The sequence below is a fragment of the Ruania alba genome, assembly GCF_900105765.1.
Taxonomy (GTDB): Bacteria; Actinomycetota; Actinomycetes; order Actinomycetales; family Beutenbergiaceae; genus Ruania; species Ruania alba.
Window position 1 is genome coordinate 1555705 of sequence record NZ_FNTX01000001.1, and the last position, 14526, is coordinate 1570230.

12 protein-coding genes are annotated in these 14526 nt (G+C 70.2%); all 12 read left to right on the top strand.

Going from position 1 to position 14526, the window contains the following annotated elements; all coding sequences use genetic code 11:
- Positions 1–64 precede the first annotated feature (64 nt).
- The 12 genes from pyrR (at position 65) to BLU77_RS07200 (ending at position 14525) form a co-directional block, all read left to right on the top strand.
- Positions 65–616, top strand: a complete 552-nt coding sequence (pyrR, locus tag BLU77_RS07145) for a bifunctional pyr operon transcriptional regulator/uracil phosphoribosyltransferase PyrR (RefSeq protein ID WP_139177649.1) — start codon at positions 65–67, stop codon at positions 614–616.
- Positions 613–1593: an aspartate carbamoyltransferase catalytic subunit gene (locus BLU77_RS07150; protein ID WP_089772301.1), complete on the top strand. Its 981-nt coding sequence runs from the start codon at positions 613–615 to the stop codon at positions 1591–1593. Before pyrR ends, BLU77_RS07150 begins: the two co-directional genes overlap by 4 nt.
- The gene (locus BLU77_RS07155) at positions 1590–2927 is read left to right on the top strand and encodes a dihydroorotase (RefSeq protein ID WP_089772302.1); all 1338 of its coding nucleotides are present in this window, start codon (positions 1590–1592) and stop codon (positions 2925–2927) included. Before BLU77_RS07150 ends, BLU77_RS07155 begins: the two co-directional genes overlap by 4 nt.
- Entirely contained in the window at positions 2924–4174 is a 1251-nt protein-coding gene (gene carA, locus BLU77_RS07160) for a glutamine-hydrolyzing carbamoyl-phosphate synthase small subunit (RefSeq protein WP_089772303.1), read from the top strand. Before BLU77_RS07155 ends, carA begins: the two co-directional genes overlap by 4 nt.
- The gene (gene carB / locus BLU77_RS07165) at positions 4174–7506 is read left to right on the top strand and encodes a carbamoyl-phosphate synthase large subunit (RefSeq protein ID WP_089772304.1); all 3333 of its coding nucleotides are present in this window, start codon (positions 4174–4176) and stop codon (positions 7504–7506) included. Before carA ends, carB begins: the two co-directional genes overlap by 1 nt.
- The gene (gene pyrF / locus BLU77_RS07170; protein ID WP_281242057.1) at positions 7503–8393 is read left to right on the top strand and encodes an orotidine-5'-phosphate decarboxylase; all 891 of its coding nucleotides are present in this window, start codon (positions 7503–7505) and stop codon (positions 8391–8393) included. Before carB ends, pyrF begins: the two co-directional genes overlap by 4 nt.
- A gap of 75 nt (positions 8394–8468) precedes the next feature.
- Entirely contained in the window at positions 8469–8780 is a 312-nt protein-coding gene (gene mihF / locus BLU77_RS07175; protein ID WP_089772305.1) for an integration host factor, actinobacterial type, read from the top strand.
- 31 nt (positions 8781–8811) lie between these two features.
- Positions 8812–9351, top strand: coding sequence for a guanylate kinase (gmk, locus tag BLU77_RS07180; RefSeq protein WP_217632411.1), 540 nt, complete (start codon positions 8812–8814; stop codon positions 9349–9351).
- Positions 9352–9524: 173 nt separating this feature from the next.
- Positions 9525–9788: a DNA-directed RNA polymerase subunit omega gene (gene rpoZ, locus BLU77_RS07185; protein WP_089772307.1), complete on the top strand. Its 264-nt coding sequence runs from the start codon at positions 9525–9527 to the stop codon at positions 9786–9788.
- Positions 9789–9797: 9 nt separating this feature from the next.
- Positions 9798–11057, top strand: a complete 1260-nt coding sequence (gene coaBC / locus BLU77_RS07190) for a bifunctional phosphopantothenoylcysteine decarboxylase/phosphopantothenate--cysteine ligase CoaBC (protein WP_089772308.1) — start codon at positions 9798–9800, stop codon at positions 11055–11057.
- A 9-nt stretch (positions 11058–11066) separates the two neighbouring features.
- Complete coding sequence (gene metK, locus BLU77_RS07195) at positions 11067–12293, top strand: methionine adenosyltransferase (RefSeq protein WP_089772309.1); 1227 nt, start codon at positions 11067–11069, stop codon at positions 12291–12293.
- A gap of 57 nt (positions 12294–12350) precedes the next feature.
- Positions 12351–14525 (top strand): primosomal protein N', encoded by a 2175-nt coding sequence (locus BLU77_RS07200; RefSeq protein ID WP_089772310.1) that lies wholly within the window; start codon positions 12351–12353, stop codon positions 14523–14525.
- Position 14526: the final 1 nt, after the last annotated feature.

Genomic DNA, 14526 nt, shown 5'->3' on the forward strand with positions numbered 1-14526 from the left:
AGTGGTCACTCGGCACGCAACCCTTTAATCCCGTCCCGTGAGGCGGAGAAGGAGGCATCCGCCGGTGACTTCTGGCGCCCCGAGAACGGTAGTTCTCACCGAGAGCGACATCTCCCGGGCTCTGACCCGGATCGCACACGAGATCGTGGAACGCAACAAGGGCGCCGACAACGTCGTGCTGCTCGGTATTCCGACGCGCGGCGCACCGCTGGCCACCCGGATCGGCACCCGGATCCTGGCCGCCGAGGGCGGTGACCGCACGATCGACGAGCTCGTCGGCACCGTTGATCCCACCATGTACCGGGACGACCTGCGCCGCCAGCCCACCCGCGGTCTGGAACCGACGCGGATCCCCACCGCCGGACTCGAGGACTCGGTGGTGGTGCTCGTCGACGACGTGCTCTACTCCGGCCGCACCGTCCGTGCCGCGCTGGACGCCCTCTCCGACGTCGGACGCCCGCGGGCCGTGCAGCTGGCCGTGCTGGTGGATCGGGGGCACCGCGAGCTGCCGATCCGCGCCGACTACATCGGCAAGAACCTGCCCACATCTCGCAGCGAGCGGGTCAGTGTCCGGCTCGCCGAGCTGGATGACGCCGACGAGGTGGTGCTCTCATGAAGCACCTCCTCTCCGCCGGTGACCTGAGCAAGGACGAGGCTGTCCGCATCCTCGACACGGCCGCGACGATGTCGGCCACGCAGTCCCGCGAGATCAAGAAGCTCCCCGCGCTGCGCGGCCTCACCGTGGTGAACCTGTTCTTCGAGGACTCCACCCGGACCCGCATCTCGTTCGAGGCCGCTGCGAAACGGCTGTCTGCAGACGTGATCAACTTCGCCGCGAAGGGGTCCTCGGTCTCCAAGGGGGAGTCCCTGAAGGACACGGCGCAGACGCTGCAGGCGATGGGCGCCGACGCCGTGGTCATCCGGCATCAGGCCTCCGGAGCGCCGCTACGGCTGGCGACCTCCGGCTGGATCGACGCCCCGGTCGTCAACGCCGGGGACGGGATGCACCAGCATCCCACCCAGGCACTGCTGGACGCCTTCACGATGCGCCGCCACCTGATGCCCGACGAAGGCACCGGGATGGGCCTCGAGGGTAAGCGGGTGGTGATCGTCGGGGACGTGCTGCACTCCCGCGTGGCGCGCTCGAACGTGGATCTGCTGCACACGCTCGGTGCACAGGTCACCCTGGTCGCCCCGCCCACGCTGCTGCCGGTCGGGGTGCACACCTGGCCGTGCGAGGTCTCGTACCACCTGGACGCCACACTGACCGCCGTGGCTCCGGACGCGGTGATGATGCTGCGGGTGCAACGCGAACGGATGTCGGCCGCCGGAGGTGGGTTCTTCCCCTCGGCAGCGGAGTACTCGCGCCGCTACGGACTGGACGCCCCTCGGCTGGCCGTGCTGCCCGACCACTGCCTGATCATGCACCCGGGGCCGATGAATCGCGGGCTGGAGATCTCTGCACAGGCCGCCGACTCCGCGAACTCGACCATCGTCGAGCAGGTCTCCAACGGGGTCGCCGTGCGAATGGCCGTGCTGTACCTGCTGCTGGCCGGCGCCGACAGCTCCACCACAGAGAGGACTTCTCGATGACCGCCTACCTCATCCGTGGGGCCACGCTGCCGGACGGCACGACCACCGACCTGCTCCTGGCCGATGGCGCTATCGCCGCGATCGGTACCGGCGCTGCAGCTGCCGCCGACGGTGTGGCCGAACTGGTCACCGTCGAGGGGGAGGGGCTGATCGCCCTGCCCGGGCTGGTCGATCTGCACACCCACCTGCGCGAACCGGGCCGCGAGGACGCCGAGACGGTCGCCTCTGGGACCCGGGCGGCCGCCGTCGGCGGTTTCACCTGTGTGCACGCGATGGCGAACACCACCCCGGTGGCCGACACCGCCGGTGTGGTGGAGCAGGTCTGGCGGCTGGGCCGGGACGCCGGCTGGGCCGAGGTGCGCCCGGTGGGCGCGGTCACCGTGGGCCTGGCGGGCACTCAGCTCGCCGAGCTGGGTGCGATGGCCGAGTCCGCCGCCCGAGTCCGTGTGTTCTCCGATGACGGCATCTGTGTGCACGACCCGGTGCTGATGCGCCGCGCGCTCGAGTACGTGAAGTCCTTCGACGGCGTGGTGGCCCAGCACGCGCAAGAGCCTCGCCTGACCGAGGGCGCACTGATGCACGAAGGGATCGTCTCCGCCGAGCTCGGCCTCACCGGGTGGCCGGCCGTGGCCGAGGAGGCGATCGTCGCGCGGGACGTGCTGCTTGCCGAACATGTCGGATCGCGGGTGCACATCTGCCACCTGTCCACCGCCGGCTCGGTGGACATCGTGCGGTGGGCGAAGGCGCGAGGGATCAACGTGACCGCTGAGGTCACCCCGCACCACCTGGTGCTCACCGACGAGAAGATCCGCGACTACGACCCGCAGTTCAAGGTGAACCCGCCGCTGCGGACCGCCGAGGACGTCGACGCGGTGCGCACAGGCCTGGCCGACGGCACCATCGATATCGTCGCCACCGACCATGCCCCGCACCCCAGCGAGGACAAGGACTGCGAGTTCGCCGCCGCCGCCATGGGGATGACCGGACTGGAGACCGCGCTCTCGGTCGTGATCGAGACGATGGTCAACGACGACGCACGCGACTTCGACTGGGCCGACGTGGCACGCACCATGTCCACGGCACCCGCCCGGATCGGGCGCGTGGCTGACCAGGGCCGACCGATCGCCGTCGGCGAGCCCGCCCACCTGACCCTGGTGGACCCGACCGCCCGGTGGACGGTGGACCCCGCCGCGCTGCGCACGGCCAGCGAGAACACGCCGTTCGCGGCGCGCGAGCTCCCCGGGAGCGTGCGCGCCACGTTCTACCGCGGCAGAGCCACCGTGCTGGACGGCGAGCCCGTCGAGCGCTCCGGAGACCGGACCCCCACCGCATGACGACCCCGCCGCTGACGAAGGATCACACCGTGCCCGTGACGCACTCACCCTCTGGATCGACATCTCCTACCCAGGGCGGCGACGACCGCGCGTGGTTGGTGCTCGAGGACGGCACCGTGCTGCGCGGCCGAGCATACGGGGCGCGTGGCGCCACGTTCGGCGAGATCGTCTTCTCCACCGGGATGACCGGCTACCAGGAGACGCTCACCGATCCGTCCTACCACCAGCAGATCGTGGTGATGACCGCCCCGCACATCGGCAACACCGGCGTCAACGACGAGGATGCCGAGTCCGATCGGATCTGGGTCTCCGGGTATGTGCTGCGTGACCCTGCCCGCCGTGCCTCGAACTGGCGCTCCGAGCGGAGCCTGGAGGCCGAGTTGGAGGCGCAGGGCATCGTCTCGATCGCCGAGGTGGACACGCGTGCCCTCACGCGTCATCTGCGCGAAGGCGGGGTGCTGCGGGCCGGCATCTTCTCCGGCGACTCCCTGCCGGAGACCTCCGGCCCTCGCGCCGAACAGGACCTGCTCGACCAGGTACTCGCCTCACCGCCGATGGAGGGGGCGGACCTCTCCGCTGCCGTCACCACGGCGGAGCCGTACGTGGTCGAGCCGACCGGAGAATTCGCCGGGCGGGAGCCGGTGGGCGTGGTCGCCGCCGTTGACCTGGGGATCAAGGCGATGACACCGCAGCGCATGGCCGAGCGCGGCCTGCGCGTGCACGTGCTGCCGGCCTCGGCCACGCTCGCCGACATCCGCGCCACGGGAGCGGACGGCGTGTTCTTTTCCAACGGCCCCGGGGACCCGAAGACCGCCGAGCACGCCATCGAGGTGCTCCGCGGTGTGCTGGACGCGAAGATCCCGTTCTTCGGGATCTGCTTCGGCAACCAGCTCCTCGGCCGGGCGCTCGGGTTCGGCACCTACAAGCTCGGCTACGGCCACCGCGGGATCAACCAGCCGGTGCAGGACGTGACCACCGGAAAGGTCGAGGTCACCGCGCACAACCACGGGTTCGCCGTCGACGCCCCGATCGGCGCCGAGACCACCGCCCCGCACGACGAGCGCTACGGCCGCGTGATCGTCTCCCACGTGGGCCTGAACGACAACGTCGTGGAAGGCCTGCAGTGCCTGGACATCCCGGCGTTCTCGGTGCAGTACCACCCCGAGGCGGCCGCCGGGCCGCACGACGCCGCCTACCTGTTCGACCGGTTCGTCGACCTGCTCACCACTGTGAAGGACAACGCCTGATGCCCCGCCGTTCCGATATCTCCAGCGTCCTCGTCATCGGGTCCGGCCCGATCGTCATCGGGCAGGCCGCCGAGTTCGACTACTCGGGCACACAGGCATGCCGGGTGCTCCGCGAGGAAGGCCTGCGGGTCATCCTGGTGAACTCCAACCCGGCCACCATCATGACCGACCCCGAGTTCGCCGACGCCACCTACGTCGAGCCGATCACGCCCGAGGTGGTCGCCAGCATCATCGAGCGGGAGAAGCCCGACGCGCTGCTGCCGACCCTGGGCGGCCAGACCGCGTTGAACGCCGCGATTGCGCTGCACGAGGCCGGGGTGCTCGCCGAGCACGGTGTGGAGCTGATCGGGGCAAACATCGAGGCGATCCACCTCGCCGAGGACCGTGAGCAGTTCAAGGGAGTGGTCGAGCGGTGCGGCGCGGAATCGGCCCGTAGCTCGATCTGCCACTCCATGGAGGAGGTGCTCGACGCCGTCGAGGACCTCGGATACCCGCTGGTGGTGCGCCCCTCGTTCACCATGGGTGGGCTCGGCTCCGGCATCGCCTTCGACGAGGAGCACCTCCGCCAGATCGCCGGCGCCGGGCTGCACTACTCACCGACCACCGAGGTGCTCCTGGAGGAGTCGATCCTCGGTTGGAAGGAGTACGAGCTCGAGTTGATGCGCGACAAGGCGGACAACGTCGTCGTGGTCTGCTCCATCGAGAACGTGGACCCGGTGGGGGTGCACACCGGTGACTCGACCACGGTGGCTCCCGCGCTGACCCTCACCGACCGGGAGTACCAGAAGCTCCGGGACGTCGGCATCGCGGTGATCCGCGAGGTGGGCGTGGACACCGGCGGCTGCAACATCCAGTTCGCCGTGCACCCGGACACCGGGCGGGTGGTGGTCATCGAGATGAATCCGCGCGTGTCCCGCTCCTCGGCGCTCGCCTCGAAGGCCACCGGCTTCCCGATCGCGAAGATCGCCGCACGCCTCGCCGTCGGCTACACCCTGGACGAGATCCCGAACGACATCACCGCCTCCACCCCGGCCTCCTTCGAGCCGACCCTGGACTACGTGGTGGTGAAGGTGCCGCGGTTCGCGTTCGAGAAGTTCCCGGCCGCCGATCCGACGCTGACCACCACGATGAAGAGCGTGGGGGAGGCGATGGCCCTGGGCCGGAACTTCACCGAGGCGCTGCAGAAGGCGATGCGCTCGATCGACTATGCCGGGTCCAGCTTCGACTTCACCTCCGCGGCCCCGGACGCGGAGGAGACCGCTTCGCTGCTGGAGTCGATCCGCACGCCCACCGACCACCGCATGCTGGACCTGATGCGCGCGATCCGGGGTGGTGCCGAGCTCTCTGAACTGTTTGACGCCACCTGGATCGACCCGTGGTTCCTGGACCAGTTCCAGCTGCTGAACGAGGTGGCCGAGCAGGTCCGGTCCGCCCCCGCACTCACCGCGGACGTGCTCCGCACCGCCAAGCGGCACGGCTTCTCCGACGAGCAGATCGCCGGTATCCGCGGGCTGGGGGAGGACACCGTGCGGGAGGTGCGGCACGCCTACGACCTGCGCCCGGTGTACAAGACCGTGGACACCTGCGCGGCCGAGTTCGCGGCCCGCACCCCCTACCACTACTCCAGCTACGACTCCGAGACCGAGGTGGAGGGCCGGGACCGTCCGGCGGTGCTCATCCTCGGGTCCGGACCGAACCGGATCGGGCAGGGCATCGAGTTCGACTACTCGTGCGTGCACGCGGCGCTGGCGCTCAAGGACACCTACGAGACCGTCATGATCAACTGCAACCCGGAGACGGTCTCCACCGACTACGACACCGCGGACCGGCTCTACTTCGAGCCGCTCACCTTCGAGGACGTCCTCGAGGTGTACCAGGCCGAGCTCGCCGTCGGGCCGGTCGCCGGGGTGATCGTGCAGCTGGGTGGGCAGACCCCGCTGGGCCTGGCCGACCGCCTCGCCGAGGCGGGCCTGCCCATCTGGGGTACACCGCCGTCGGCCATCGACGCCGCCGAGGACCGTGGCCAGTTCGGCCAGGTTCTCGTGCAGGCCGGCCTGCCGGCCCCGGCCTTCGGCACCGCCACCACCCTCGTGGAGGCCAAGCAGATCGCCGACCGGATCGGCTACCCGGTGCTCGTGCGCCCCTCCTATGTGCTCGGTGGGCGCGGCATGGAGATCGTCTACGACGAGTCCCAGCTGGTCGACTACGTCTCCCGCGCGACCGGCACGCACGACGAACGCGCGATCCTCCCCGCGCCGGTGCTCGTGGACCGCTTCCTGGACCAGGCCATCGAGATCGACGTGGACGCGCTCTACGACGGCACCGAACTGTACCTGGGCGGTGTGATGGAGCACATCGAGGAGGCGGGGATCCACTCCGGGGACTCGGCCTGTGTGCTGCCCCCGGTGACGCTCTCGGACTCGATGATCGCGCGGATCCGCGCCTCCACCGAAGCGATCGCCGACGGCGTGGGGGTGCGTGGGCTGCTGAACATTCAGTTCGCTCTCGCTTCCGACGTGCTGTACGTGCTCGAGGCGAACCCGCGCGCGTCCCGGACCGTCCCGTTCGTGGCCAAGGCCACCGGCGTTCCGCTAGCACGCGCGGCGGCGCTGCTGATGAGCGGCGAGTCGATCGCGGATCTGCGCGCCGCGGGAGTGCTCCCGGCCACCGACGCCTCGGTGACCGACCTGGAGGCGCCGCTCGCGGTGAAGGAGGCCGTGCTGCCGTTCAAGCGGTTCCGGACGGCCACCGGGCAGGTCGTGGACACGGTGCTCGGTCCGGAGATGCGCTCCACCGGTGAGGTAATGGGTTACGACGTGGACTTCCCGCTGGCGTTCGCGAAGTCGCAAGCGGCTGCGTTCGGTGGACTGCCCACCGGTGGCACGGTGTTCGTCTCGGTCGCGGACCGGGACAAGCGGTCGCTGACCATGCCGGTGAGCCGGCTGGTCGAGCTCGGCTTCCGGATTCTGGCCACCTCCGGCACAGCGAGCGTGCTGCGCCGCAACGGCATCGCCGCAGAGGTGGTCCGTAAGGCCTCCGACGGGCCCGGTCCGAACGGTGAGGGAACCATCATCGACCTGATCACCAGCGGTGGCGTGGACATGGTGCTGAACACCCCCGGCAGCAAGGGAGCCCGAGCGGACGGGTACGACATCCGGGCGGCCACCACCGCCGCCGACCGTGCGATCGTGACGACCATGCAGCAGTTCACCGCGGCGGTGCAGGCGATCGAGGCGCTGCGGCGCGGTCCGTTCTCCGTGCGGCCCCTGCAGGATCACGACAAGGAGCGTGTGGTGCGCAGCCGTCAGGCGACCGTGGGACAGACGGCGTGACGGCCGCTGGTCCGGAACCCTTCGGGCGGCGGCTCACCGCGGCCATGGACCGCTACGGCCCGTTGTGCGTGGGGATCGACCCGCACACCAGCCTGCTCGCGCGGTGGGGTCTACCCGAGGACGCCTCCGGGGTGCGCGAGTTCTCCCTGCGCACCGTGGAGGCACTCACCGGTGTGGTGGGTGTGGTCAAGCCCCAGGCCGCCTTCTTCGAGCAGTTCGGCAGCGCCGGGGTCGCAGCCCTGGAGGAGACGGTGGCCGCGTGCCGGGCTGCCGGCCTGGTGTGCGTGGTGGACGCCAAGCGTGGCGATATCGGCAGCACCATGGCGGGCTATGCCCAGGCCTTCGTGGGCAAGGACTCCGCGCTCGCCGGTGACGCGGTGACCGTGACGCCCTACCTGGGATTCGGCTCGCTGGACCCGTTGATCGCGGACGCTCGCAGTACCGGGCGAGGTGTCTTCGTGCTGGCGCTGACGTCCAACCCGGAGGGCGCGCAGGTACAGCACGCTCGCGACCGGGACGGGATGAGCGTGGCCGCTCAGATCGCTGCATCGGCTGCCGCGGCCAATGCCGACGAGCTCGCGGCGGGGGAGCCACTGGGGAGTGTGGGGCTGGTCGTGGGTGCCACGGTCGGGTCAGCGCCCCGGGATCTGGGGATGGATCTCGCCGCAGTGGGAGGTCCGATGCTGGCTCCCGGGCTCGGGGCTCAGGGGGCGGGAATCACCGAGATCCGGTCCGTGTTCGCGGGTGCCGAACGTGCCGTCCTGCCGTCCAGCTCCCGCGAGATTCTGTCGGCCGGCCCCGATCGTGAGAACCTTGCTGATGCGGCACGTCGTGTGCAAGCCGGGCTGCAGGACCTTCGTGGCGGAAGGTGCGACCAGCAGCTGTGATTGATTTGCGCCCGGCGGCTCGCTACGTTGCCAGGCATACGTGTTTATCCGTTCCCGATCGGCGAGGTGACGACTGTGGCTCTTCCTCCACTCACGCCCGAGCAGCGTGCGAAAGCGCTCGAGAAGGCTGCTGAGGCCCGCGCGACACGTGCGGAGGTGAAGAACCGTCTGAAGTACTCAGGCGGCAAGCTCTCCGAGGTGATCAGTGAGGGGCAGGAGGACGACGCAATCGGCAAGCTGAAGGTGCTCTCCCTCCTGGAGTCGTTGCCGGGCGTGGGCAAGGTGACTGCCCGGACTGTGATGACGGAGGTGGGCATCTCGGAGTCTCGTCGCGTGCGTGGCCTCGGTCCGCAGCAGATTGCCAAGCTGGTTGCGCGGTTTGGCTGAGGACACTCCTCGGCGTGCCCGTCTGACGGTCCTGGCCGGTCCTACCGCGGTCGGTAAGGGCACGGTTTCGGCTGATGTGCGTGCGCGCTACCCCGATGTCTGGCTCTCCGTCTCGGCGACCACCCGGCCGCCTCGCCCGGGGGAGATCGACGGCGTCCATTACCACTTCCTCGACGCGGACCAGTTCTCCCAGATGGTCAGTGACGGCGAACTCCTCGAGTGGGCGGTCGTGCATGGACGCAACTCCTACGGCACGCCGCGCGGACCGGTGGAGGATCGGCTCGCTGTCGGTCGTCCGGCGCTGCTGGAGATCGATCTGCAGGGGGCCCGGCAGGTGCGTCAGACGATGCCGGAGGCGCAGTTCGTGTTCCTCGCCCCACCCAGCTGGGAAGAGCTGGTGCGCCGGCTCGAGGGACGTGGCACCGAGGATGCCGAGGAACGTGAGCGGCGCTTGGTCACGGCACAGGTGGAGCTGGCCGCCGCGGCCGAGTTCGATCACACGATCATCAACGACGACGTACGCCGCGCCACCGATGAGCTGGTGGCGCTGATGGGCTGCACACCCAGCTGACCCACGAGCCGGTCCAGGGCTCTGCGCGCCGGTCGACGCCCGGTCGTGACAGAACGGGTAGCATGGAGGGCTGGCGGTGCGCCGCAGGTGGGGAACGCCTGTCATCGACCTCGCCGTCACGCCGACGGCCGAGATGCGCACCTGAGCCAGACCGACGAATGCGAAGGACCACAATGTCAGGAATCGTTGCCGCGCCCGAGGGCATCACCGACCCGCCCATCGACGACCTCCTCGAGGCGGTCGACTCGAAGTACTCGCTGGTGATCTACTCGGCCAAGCGCGCCCGTCAGATCAACGCCTACTACGCCCAGCTCAACGAAGGCCTGCTGGAGTACGTGGGTCCGCTGGTGGAGACGAAGCCGCAGGAGAAGCCGCTCTCGATCGCCATGCGGGAGATCAATGACGGCCTGCTCACGGCCGAGAAGACCGAGGACTGAACCGCTCTCATGCGTGTCCTGCTCGGAGTGAGCGGGGGGATCGCCGCCTATAAGGTCCCCGCCGTGTTGCGCTCGTTGCGGGAAGACGGTCACGCCGTCCGGGTGATCCCTACCCGGACGGCGTTGCAGTTTGTGGGGGCACCCACCTGGGAGGCATTGAGCGGCGAACCGGTGACGAACTCGGTCTTCGACGGCGCCGACACTGTTGACCACGTGCGGTTGGGCCGAGAGGCGGACCTGGTGATCGTGGCTCCGGCGACCGCCGACCTGCTGGCACGCGCGGCGTCCGGGATCGCCGACGATCTGCTCACCGCCACCCTGCTCACCGTCACCTGCCCGGTGCTGATGGCGCCGGCGATGCACACCGAGATGTGGCAGCACCCGGCGACCCGAACGAACGTGGCCACCCTGCGTGAGCGTGGCGTGCAGGTGCTCGATCCCGCGGTCGGACGGCTCACCGGTGCCGACACCGGACCCGGCCGGTTGCCGGAGCCGGAGGAGATCGTGCACGCCGCCATGGGGCTCATGGCGGCGCGGACGCGACCGGGCGCACAGGACCTGGCTGGGCTGCGCGTCACGGTGAGCGCCGGAGGGACCCGGGAGTACCTCGACCCGGTTCGCTTCCTCGGGAACCGGTCGAGCGGGCGGCAGGGAATCGCGCTGGCCCGGGCCGCGGCCGATCGTGGCGCCGAGGTGGAACTGGTGGCGGCGAACGTCGATGCCTCGCTGCTGCCCGAAGGCGTGCAGGTCACTGCCGTGGAGACCACGGCACAGTTGGACGAGGCGATGCATCGTAGCGCTGAGCGTGCGCACGTGCTGGTGATGGCAGCCGCAGTGGCCGACTTCCGGCCGGCAACGACGAACGAGACGAAGACGAAGAAGAGGGGGGACGGAGCGGTCGCCCCGATCGAGCTGGTGCAGAACCCCGACATCCTCGCCTCGCTGGTGCAGCAGAAGGCGTCCGGACAGGTCGTCGTCGGGTTCGCTGCCGAGACCGGTGACGCCGAAGGCAGCGTGCTGGAGCACGGGCGGGCGAAAGCCCGACGCAAGGGTGCTGACCTGCTTGCCGTGAACGCCGTCGGCACGGATCGGGGATTCGGAGACGTGCCCAACGCGGTGCACCTGCTGGACGCCGGCGGCACCGACGTGGCTCAGGGGAGCGGCTCCAAGGACGACGTCGCGACGGTGGTGTGGGACGCCGTCGTGCGCCTTCTCACCCAGCGGGATCCGGCACATAGCGGTGCGGGGAGCGCCCGGACGGAGCGATAGGCTCGGCGGGTGACTATCCGCCTCTTCACTTCCGAGTCCGTCACCGAGGGACACCCTGACAAGGTGGCCGACCGGATTTCCGACTCCATCCTGGACGCGATGCTCGCCGCGGACCCGCAGTCCCGGGTGGCGGTGGAGACACTCGTGACCACCGGCCTGGTGCACGTGGCCGGCGAGGTGACCACGGACAGCTATGTGGAGATTCCGCGATTGGTGCGCCACGTCGTCGGCGCGATCGGGTACACCTCCTCGGAGATCGGCTTCGACGGACACTCCTGCGGGATCTCCCTGTCCATCGGGCAGCAGTCCCCGGACATCGCCCAGGGTGTGGACAAGTCATGGGAGCTGCGCCACGATGATGGCGCTTCCGGCGCGGACGCGTCCGGATACGACGACCAGGGCGCCGGCGACCAAGGCCTGATGTTCGGTTACGCCACCGACGAGACGCCCCAGCTGATGCCGCTGCCGATCCTGCTCGCGCACCGGCTCAGTGCACGCCTGACCCAGGTGCGCAAGGAGAACATCGTGCCGGGACTGCGCCCGGACGGGAAGACACAGGTGACGATCGCCTACGACGGCGACCGGCCGGTGGCCGTGGACACGGTGGTGCTGTCCACCCAGCACGAGGCGGATGTGCGGCTCGCGGACGACCTCGAGCCGGCGATCCGGGAGCACGTGATCGAGCACGAGCTGGCCCGGGTGGCAGCCGAGCTGAACATCGACGTCTCCAGTTACACGCTTCTGGTGAACCCGACCGGCACCTTCGTGATCGGGGGCCCGATGGGCGACGCCGGGCTCACCGGCCGCAAGATCATCGTCGACACCTACGGTGGGATGTCCCGTCACGGCGGTGGCGCGTTCAGCGGGAAGGACCCCTCGAAGGTGGACCGCTCGGCGAGCTACGCGATGCGCTGGGTGGCGAAGAACGTGGTGGCGTCCGGACTCGCACGCCGATGCGAGGTGCAGGTCTCCTACGCGATCGGCCGGGCGCGCCCGATCGCGGTGTACGTGGAGACCTTCGGGACCGAGACGGTGCCGACCGATCAGATCTCGCGCGCAATCACCGAGGTCTTCGACCTGCGCCCCGCGGCGATCGTGGCCGATCTGGACCTGCTGCGCCCGATCTACGCGCTCACCTCCACCTACGGTCACTTCGGCCGAGAGCTGCCGGAGTTCACCTGGGAGCGCACCGATCGCGTCGAGGCGCTACGAGCCGCCGTCGCCGGGTCCTCCTGATCTCGGCGGAGCGACCGGCGTGTGGCCGGTGACTGTGCGCGATGTCGCCTGCTCGTGATGGGATCTGGTGCTGTGGAGACCGAACAGCCGAGCCTGCTCGATCCGGGGAGCGTTGCCCCGGCGGCCCGGCCTGCGTTCGCGGCCGTGGCACAGGTCTACGTGGACGTGCCGTTGCCGCACCTGGACCACACCTTCGACTACGGCATCCCGGACGCGATGGACAACGACGTGCACCCCGGTGTGCGGGTGAAGGTGCGGTTCGCCGGCACCGAACGGGACGGGTACGTGGTGGGCCGGACCACGGCCTCGACACACCACGGCACGCTAGCGCCGCTGCGCAAGGTGGTCTCACCGGTGGCGGTGCTCACCCCCGAGGTGCTCGAGCTGGCCCGAGCGGTCGCGCGCCGCTACGCGGGAACGGTCACCGATGTGCTGCGCCTGGCCGTCCCACCCCGCCACGCCACGGCCGAGAAGGCGGTTCTGGCGGCGCTCGATGAGCACCGGGACAACCGCGTGCCGTGGCACGAGGACGGCACGGACGGTGGCGACACCCGCCTGCCGGACCCGCACACCGACGCCACGCCCGGTGAGGTGCCTCCGGGCGCGGTGCTGCGGTGGGCCGGGTACGCCGGGGGAGAGGCGTTCCTGCGTCGGTTGGCCGGCGGGCAGTCACCCCGGGCGGTGTGGTCGGCTCTGCCCTGGGGGCCTCGGTCGTCAGTACCCGACGGCGCAGGCTCGCCCGCGCAGGACGGTACGGCTGGTGTGCAGGACCGCCTGGGCGGCGCGCACTGGGCAGCGGCCATCACGGCCGCGGTGCAGGCGGTCCGTGCCGGCGGGAGGGACGCCGTCGTGTGTGTGCCTGACCAACGGGATGTCGCCGACCTGAGCCAGGCGATGGATGATGCCGAGGTGGAGCACGTGGTGCTCACTGCGGACCAGGGGGCGTCCGCCAGGTACCGCCGTTACCTGCTGGCGCTGACCGGGCAGGCGCACGTCGTGGTGGGCACCCGCTCGGCGGCCTACGCCCCGGTGCGGAACCTCGGCCTGGTGGTGTGCTGGGACGACGGGGACGATCTGCACACCGAGCAGCGTGCTCCGTACCCGCACATCCGGGACGTGCTGGCCATTCGTGCGGCGTCGGTGGGGGCGGGTGCGCTGATTGCGGGCTTCAACCGGACCCCGCACGCGCAGGCGCTGGTCCGCGAGGGCTGGGCGCGCTCGGTGCATGCGCCACGTGCGGTGGTGCGCGAGCGGACGCCACGGGTGGTGGCGCCTGGTGATGTGGACCTCGATCGTGAGGGCGCGGCGGGCAGGGCGCGCATCCCCGGGATCGCGGTACAGACCGTGCGCCGCGGGCTCACGGAGGGGCCGGTGCTCGTCCAGGTGCCGCGGTCGGGATACCTGCCGGTGGTGGCGTGCCAGACGTGCCGGACCCCGGCGCAGTGCGACCAGTGCCACGGGCCGTTGGGGATGTCGCGTCCCGACGCGACACCGACGTGCCGGTGGTGCGGACGGCTGCAGACTCGGTGGCAGTGCCGGGTATGTGACGGCACAGTCATGCGGGCGGTCCGGGTGGGGTCGGACCGTACAGCGGAGGAACTGGGCCGGGCCTTTCCCGGCGTACCGGTGCTCGTTTCCGGGGGCGATACCGGCGTGACGGACCGAGTGGACGACCGGCCGCGGTTGGTGGTGGCGACCCCTGGTGCGGAGCCGATCGCCGACGGCGGTTACCAGGCCGGGCTGTTGCTGGATGCCGCGGTGCTCACCGGCCGGCCGGAGCTCGGTGCCTCGGTCGAGGCGCTACGACGGTGGATGCGTGCGGCGGCGCTGGTGCGTGCCTCCGGTGAGGTGATGCTGCTGGGCCATGGTGCACCGGTTCCTGTGCAGGCACTGGTGCGGTGGGATCCGGTGGGGCATGCGGAACGAGAGCTGGGCGAACGAGCCGAGCTCGACTTCCCACCGGTGGTGCAGCTGGCGGCGGTCACCGGGGATCCGGCGGCGATCCGGCGTTTCGAAGGGATGCTGACGCTGCCCGACGGTGCCGTCACCCTGGGCCCGGTGCCGGTGGAGGAGAGCGGCCCTGACGGGGGCTTGTTGGTGCGGTTGTTGGTGCGGGCTCCGCGGGCGCAGGCGGACGTGCTGGGGCGTGCGCTGGGGCAGGCTGCTGCGGTACGAAGCGCGCGCAAGGACGCCGGTACGGTCCGGGTACGGGTCGATCCGGATCGCCTGTGAC